Annotated in this window: 5 protein-coding genes; 4 read left to right on the top strand and 1 reads right to left on the bottom strand. The window is 35.0% G+C overall.

Annotated features, from left to right (window positions below):
• The first annotated feature begins 402 nt into the window (after positions 1–402).
• From egtB to MY04_RS28295, 4 genes are all read left to right on the top strand, one after another.
• Positions 403–1,566 (top strand): ergothioneine biosynthesis protein EgtB, encoded by a 1,164-nt coding sequence (gene egtB / locus MY04_RS17195; RefSeq protein WP_066211691.1) that lies wholly within the window; start codon positions 403–405, stop codon positions 1,564–1,566.
• 24 nt (positions 1,567–1,590) lie between these two features.
• A complete protein-coding gene (egtD, locus tag MY04_RS17190; RefSeq protein WP_066211688.1) occupies positions 1,591–2,529 on the top strand; it encodes an L-histidine N(alpha)-methyltransferase in 939 nt (312 codons plus the stop codon).
• A gap of 93 nt (positions 2,530–2,622) precedes the next feature.
• Positions 2,623–3,087 carry a DUF4268 domain-containing protein gene (locus MY04_RS17185; protein WP_066211687.1) on the top strand — a complete coding sequence of 155 codons (465 nt, stop codon included), beginning with the start codon at positions 2,623–2,625 and terminating at the stop codon, positions 3,085–3,087.
• A gap of 285 nt (positions 3,088–3,372) precedes the next feature.
• Positions 3,373–5,547: a PKD domain-containing protein gene (locus MY04_RS28295; RefSeq protein WP_066211685.1), complete on the top strand. Its 2,175-nt coding sequence runs from the start codon at positions 3,373–3,375 to the stop codon at positions 5,545–5,547.
• A gap of 78 nt (positions 5,548–5,625) precedes the next feature.
• On the opposite strand, the gene MY04_RS17175 is transcribed toward MY04_RS28295, so the two are convergent.
• Positions 5,626–7,143 carry a SulP family inorganic anion transporter gene (locus MY04_RS17175; protein ID WP_066211682.1) on the bottom strand — a complete coding sequence of 506 codons (1,518 nt, stop codon included), beginning with the start codon at positions 7,141–7,143 and terminating at the stop codon, positions 5,626–5,628.
• Between the last annotated feature and the right edge of the window lie 218 nt (positions 7,144–7,361).

The raw sequence follows: 7,361 nt of genomic DNA, 5'->3' as shown, positions 1-7,361 counted from the left end.
GCGAGTGCAAAGGTAAGAAGAGGTTTTTAATTCGCAACACTCATTACAATTCGTTAAGCTTTTCGCTAACTCAGTAAGAATATCGCTGTTCTTCTTTACAATCTGTCAATCCCAAAGCACCTATACAAATGCTTTGTTTTTGTTGGCCTTCCGTTTGAAGGGAGTGCAAAGGTAAGAAGAGATTTTCACAAAACAACTTTTTCAAAAAAACCTTTCTAAACGCTTGTAAAGTCACTAATAGTGAATAAATTAGAGAACCGTACAAGTGTAATTATCACATTCGTAATCGATATTGATTAATAAACAAATTGCCTTGTGTGTTACATTCCTACTCAAACTATTTAATCGATACTTACTTAATAATTGTACAATCAATTAACCAAACTCAATCAGATTCATCTAATGCAATCTACTATTACATCAATTGATCACTATTTTTCTACAAGAAAAAGGACAGAAAAATTTTGTCAACCGCTCTCAATAGAGGATTATACTCCCCAAGTTGTAGAACACGCTAGTCCTATGAAATGGCAATTAGGACACACCACATGGTTTTTCGAGACATTTTTATTGACAAAATATCTTGACGGGTATGAATGTTTTGATCAACAATTCAGTTATCTATTTAATAGCTATTATAATAATGTAGGTAAAAGAATAGCTAGAAATAACAGAGGTGTGCTTACTCGTCCATCTGTAGAAAGAGTATATGAATACAGACACTATGTAGATCGACACATCGAATTGCTTTTTTCTCAGGATGTCGACAGAGAATTAGAAGATTTACTTAAAACTGGTATTTACCACGAGGAACAGCATCAAGAATTAATGTACACCGATTTAAAATTGATGTTCTACCATCATCCATTTAAAACAACTTATAAAGAAGGTGGAAGTTTGTTGATAGATGAAAACACTTCCCCAGCCGAATGGATTACTATTAAAGAAGGTGTTTATGAAATCGGACATCAAGGAGATGATTTCTGTTATGATAATGAATTAGGGCGACACAAAGTCTACTTACACGAATTTGCTATCAGCAATAATTACGTAACCAATGAAGAGTTTATAGCATTTATAAATGATGGAGGTTACAAAAAGTTTGATTATTGGTTAGACGAGGGATGGGCTTGGGTTCAAAAAAATGAAATCACTCAACCATTATATTGGGAAGAAATCGATGGTATTTGGCATGAGTTCACCTACGGGGGAGATCAAGTGATCAACCCGAAAGGAATACTGGCCCACATCAACTTTTATGAAGCAGATGCTTTTGCACGATGGAAAGGCATGAGGTTACCCACAGAATTCGAATGGGAAATCGCCGCCAATCAGTTCCAATGGGGCAAACGTTGGGAATGGACCAATAGTGCGTACCTTCCTTACCCCGGTTTTAAAACTGCAGAAGGTGCCTTGGGAGAATACAATGGAAAATTCATGATCAACCAAATGGTATTAAGAGGAGGAAGTGTTGCTACTTCCCCTAACCATAGTCGTATTACCTATAGAAACTTTTTCCACCCTCACTTTAGATGGCAATATTCCGGAATACGTTTAGCCAAGTAAATTAACTCATTGCAACCAAAACTTATGATTACAGAAAAGACATTATTCGCTCAACATGTTGAAAAAGGGTTATCTGCTCCTTCCAAGTTTTTATCTTCTATGTATTTCTATGATAAAAAAGGAGAAGCTTTATTCCGAAAGATCATGAATCTTGAAGAATATTACCTTACCAACAGCGAAATGGAAATATTGATGTTTCAAGGGCATGAAATCGCTCAGCTACTAAAAGACGAGGAAGTAGAGATCATTGAACTTGGTGCAGGAGATGGTATTAAAACAAAAGAGCTATTACGACATTTTGATAAAAAAAATACCGTTTATCGTCCTATTGACATCAGTGAACAAGCTATTATTGATATATCGAAGAAAATGTCGGAGTGGATTCCTAATCTTCAGGTGAAGGGGGTTTGTGGGGATTACTTTAAAATGCTTGATCAATTAAAAAGTGATGCTAAGAAAGTCATTCTCTTTTTAGGTTCTAACCTTGGCAATATGAGTGATGATCAGGCAAAAGGCTTTATTCACCAATTAAACAATGTCATGCAAAAAGGAGATCAATTGATGTTGGGCCTTGATTTAATCAAATCAAAAGACATTGTTCTCCCTGCCTATAGCGACAACAAAGGGATTACAGCAGAATTCAACCTCAATCTACTGGATAGAATCAATAGAGAATTGGGAGGAAACTTCGATAGATCACAATTCGAACATGTGGCGACGTATTCTGAGCATGAAGGAATAGCTAAAAGTTACATCAAGAGCAAAGTTGATCAAACAGTCACTATAGAGGAAAACGAAACGTCGTACCACTTTAAAAAGGATGAATTGATACATACCGAAATTAGTAGAAAATACGATCTTGATATCATCAGAAATATTATTGAAGGAACGTCTCTACATTTAGATTATCAGTTTACCGACAACAAACAGTATTTTACAGATCTTGTTCTCACAAAGAAATAATTTGATGATTCAATTAGTTGTCAACAAAATTTAGAGTTTTTGATCGATCCTTCTGAATGTATTAACTTTGTGATCCTTTAAAATTTTATATAAATGTTTAGTAGAGAGGAACACTCAAGATTAAGGGCTGCATTCTGGACTCAATTTGGTCAGTTGATGAAGCCTTTTAAATCAGAAGAAGGAAAGAGAATTAATTGGACAAATTATAAAACCGGAGTAAAAAGCGTGTTTTTTAAAATGGAGGCCGATAAGAAAAAATGTGGCGTCGGTATTTATCTCACACACAAAGATCCGGATATACAGCAACTCATTTTCGAGCAATTTGAAGAAATGAAAAGTTATCTTCATAGTGTTCTGGAAGAAGAATGGGAATGGGAACTTCATACAAAAAATGAAATGAGACAAACCATTTCTAGAATTTATATTGAGAAGGAAGGGGTAAATATGTTCAAGCCAGAAGACCAAGCTGACATCTATGAGTTCTTAAAACCAAGAATGTTGAAGCTGGATGAATTCTGGAGAGATACAAAAGAAATCTTCGTGGATTTATCGAAATAATTCTTTTGTAAGGAGTAAAAAATAATAATGAGTCATTCTTTTAGTATTAAAGAATGACTTTTTTATATCCTCAAAGGACCAACTCACTGTAAACGAATCATTTGTTTAATAACCTATATCTCATTATGTTTGTGTTGAACATTGTTATTATAGACTTCCCCGAATCAACCAGTATTATTTTTTCATCGTTACTTTATTTACGCTTTTTCTCACTTCATTTTTTTACAGTAATGTTCATGTGACCGATTCGGAAAAAGAGGTCTTGCTGCTTTTTGAACAAACATTATGAAAAACTACTTTATTACTTTATTACTTTCTCTATTTACTCCATCCTTACTTGCACAATCCACCTTAGAGGGTACTTATACCATTGGGGCCGATGGAGATTTTGCTACCTTAAAAGAGGCTGCAGACACATTAAACACTTATGAATTCTCTAATGATGTCACTCTATTAATACATGAAGGTGTATATACGGACAGTTTCATATTAGATAGTCTTCAAACCAATGGATATGGTCTCTGTTTAAAATCAAGTGGAGAGGGGAAAAACACCATCTTAATTCCTAAAAAATCGGAAGATGATTATTTAACGGGTATCTACCTAAGAGGAATTAATGGATTATCTATCAGTAATCTGACCATCAAAAATGATTCGATCAATCAGGTGAAGTTAACTCAAACTCATCTAGTTGAAAACACATTAAGTATCGATAGCTGCTCGAATATCCATATTCAACATCTTTCGATGACATCGGATACAATAGGCACAGAAGAACCAACTATGTTCTTTGCTACTTCCAATCTTAAATTAAGATTGGTTCATGATGTTTTAATTGACTCCTCTTATTTCTCAGGGGCAATGTACAACATCACTTCCGTTTTAAAGGATAGTTCTACTAACATTGAAGTTCGAGACAATGTTTTCGAAAACTCTTATTATGATGTCCGTTTTGCCTATCAAAGAGGCAAAGGATACAAAGTGTATAATAATGACTTTCTAACAAGAAGAGCATTCGGTTCAGGCTGTCACTTGCAAATAGTAGGAGAAACTGATTCTTATCCAGACAGCGATACTTTCGCAGGGGACATCAGTATAAAACACAATTACTTTAATGGAATAGGTTCTGAAGGAAATACAAAATGTATTTATTTGCAGTATATACAGAATGCAGAGGTCGAACAAAATGAAATGATGGGCGGCTACTACGGAATGTTTATCCTCTATGGTGACTCAGTTGTTTTAAATAGAAATAAAATCACCACCACCGTTTATACGGGTATTGAATGTGGAGCAATCCATGATTATTATATCACCAACAATACCTTTATTTGTCATAATTCAGCTTATGCGATATACGATCAATACACTTATGATAAATTGATTATCGCCAACAATACGTTTTATAGACAGGAAGTCCCTACTCACGATTACTCTTATACTTTAAGAATTAGGGATTTTGAAGGAGACTCTTTAGCTATAGTAAATAATTTATTTACGGCACAAGACACCGTCGCTGGGTTTATGTACTTAGAATATTTTGAAAAAGATATTTCCTCTCCGAATTATCTAATTGATTACAATGGCTATGTGATGAATTCATCCAATGTAGAAGCGAAATCGATGATGCGACTTCGAAGAGTCAATATTAAAGGAGAAACGGATGGAGACACCACGATAGTCAGCTTCAATGATTGGCAAAACTTCCTTCCAAACATCGCTCAACACTCTTTTCAATTTGATACCGATATTTTTGAAGATCTGCCTGTAGCAAGTATCGATGGTGATACCTTCGTTCAAACTGCAGATTTTCATCTTAAAAATGGATTTGATTTTAGAAAGGGATTGTTTATCGATCGTATAAAAACGGATATCGATGGAGATCCAAGAACAGCAGCTAGTGGATTTGATGTAGGATCCGATCAATATCACTTAGCCACTGATATCGCTTTCGAAACCTGTGACGAGGATATTACTTTCGAAACATCAAATGCTACGGATAAAATAATATCTTATTCTTGGGATTTTGGCGATGGTACTACTTCAACAGAAATCAACCCTGCCCATACTTATGAGGAATTAGGAGAATATACCATCACTTTAAAATATTGCGACGTGGATACTTATTGCGACAGCACTACTTTTAAAGTTTCTATCACTGATGAAGGATGTAAATTTGTTGAATCACCAACAAGCTTAGAATTAAACAATAGTTCAATTGTAATTTACCCCAACCCTTCAAAAGGAAACATTCAGATCAGTAGTTCAATGCTGTTAGATGATGTTGATGTACAACTTATCGATTTATCGGGTACTGTTTTATATAGAGAAGAAGGACATCTTCATTTTTTAAGTGCTGATATCAGTAAGGTGCTTTCTCAGTTAGAAAACGGTATGTATATCATAAAAGTGGATGATGGTGAAAATCAGTTTACCAAGAAAATCATTCTAGGGAAATAATATTTCGATACGATGAAATAAAAAAGGCAATGAAGAAAACATCTCCATTGCCTTTTTCTATTTGATATTACTTAAGAATTAAGCATCATAAACTACTGAGTAGTGTGGATCGTGATCGTGGTCAATTTCCACATGCGATTTAGCTTTATCCAATAAAGCGATACAATCTTGAGACAAGTGAATGAAAGTAACATTCTTCTCATATTGCTCATACTTCTCGTTGATTTTATTGATCGCTTCAATACCTGATAAATCAGCTACTCTAGACTCTGTGAAATCTATAATTACTTCTTTAGGATCATTTTTGAAATCAAACTTCTCGAAGAAATTCGTTGCTGAACCAAAGAATAATGGTCCGTAGATCTCATAATGTTTTCTACCGAACTCATCTGTTTTCTTTCTTGCTCTAATTCTCACTGCATTTTCCCAAGCGAATGATAAAGCCGACATAATAATACCAATCAATACTGCTACCGCTAAATCCTCGATAACTGTCACTAATGATACCGTAATTAAAACGACAACATCTGTTTTTGGTACTTTATTTAAGATACGGAAACTAGACCACTCGAAGGTACCGATCGCTACCATAAACATTACACCTACAAGAGCTGCAATTGGAATTTGCTCGATAATCGATGATAAGAACAATACAAATGACATTAAAGCTACTGCAGCAATAATACCCGACCATCTTTTTCTAGCACCTGATTGAATGTTGATCATCGACTGACCAATCATTGCACAACCGCCCATACCTCCAGTGAAACCAGAAATAATATTGGCAACACCTTGAGCTACTGATTCTCTATTACCACTACCTCTAGTCTCTGTGATTTCATCAATTAGTGTTAGCGTTAATAAACTTTCGATTAGACCTACACCTGCTACTTTCAAGGCGAAAGGCAAAATGATCATTAAAGTTTCCATGTTCAATGGAACATCAGGGAAAATTAAAGAAGGTAAACCACCTTCAATAGAAGCCATATCACCAACAGTTGGTGTGTCGATTCCAAAACCAATAGCAATACCTGATACTAATAGGATCGCCATTAATGGAGAAGGAACTACTTTTGTCAATTTCGGGAAGAATTGGATCACAACCATTGCAAGTACTACCAATCCTAACATCATGTATAAAGGTGCACCAGATAAATATTCGCCATCGACCATAAATTGACTGAACTGTGCTTTAAAAATCACAATGGCCAGACCATTTACGAAACCAAGCATTACCGGATGGGGAACCAAACGGATAAACTTACCTAATCGTAAAGCACCTACTAAAATTTGTAAGGCACCACCTAATATAATTGCGGGGAACAAATAATTAATTCCTTTATCAGCAATTAATGGCATTACTACTACAGCAATCGCACCTGTAGCACCCGAGATCATACCCGGTCTACCACCACCAACAGCAGTTACGAATCCCATAACTACCGCTGCATATAAACCTACTAGCGGAGAAACACCTGCAATGAATGAAAAAGCAATAGCTTCTGGCACCAAAGCAATAGCCACTGTTAAACCTGAAAGGATTTCAGTTTTAAAATCAGACGCATTGAGGTTACTGACTTGAACGTTTTGTTTCATTGATAAATTCCAGAACGGAGTTGTTGAAAGTTTATGAAGAATGTTTATCAATTTCTTATCAATTCACCAGTAAGTTCTTGATAAGGAAATTAGTTTTTGATGATTGAAAGTAACACAACAGTAGTAGATGAGTCATCATCAAAATTATAGTGAACATCAACATAAAAAATTTCTTTTCTAGCTGATATTGAGTTCTTTTTCTTACACAAAAAAAGAAT

It is taken from the genome of Flammeovirga sp. MY04 (assembly GCF_001682195.2).
In the GTDB taxonomy this organism is placed as follows: domain Bacteria; phylum Bacteroidota; class Bacteroidia; order Cytophagales; family Flammeovirgaceae; genus Flammeovirga; species Flammeovirga yaeyamensis.
Note: the sequence above shows the minus strand (reverse complement) of the source record. Positions and strands in the feature narration are given on the sequence as shown.

Coding starts and splice junctions, on each gene's coding strand:
- MY04_RS17175 (WP_066211682.1), bottom strand. CDS start 7,143: ATGAAACAAAACGTTCAAGTCAGTAACCTCAATGCGTCTGATTTTAAA.
- egtB (WP_066211691.1), top strand. CDS start 403: ATGCAATCTACTATTACATCAATTGATCACTATTTTTCTACAAGAAAA.
- egtD (WP_066211688.1), top strand. CDS start 1,591: ATGATTACAGAAAAGACATTATTCGCTCAACATGTTGAAAAAGGGTTA.
- MY04_RS17185 (WP_066211687.1), top strand. CDS start 2,623: ATGTTTAGTAGAGAGGAACACTCAAGATTAAGGGCTGCATTCTGGACT.
- MY04_RS28295 (WP_066211685.1), top strand. CDS start 3,373: ATGAAAAACTACTTTATTACTTTATTACTTTCTCTATTTACTCCATCC.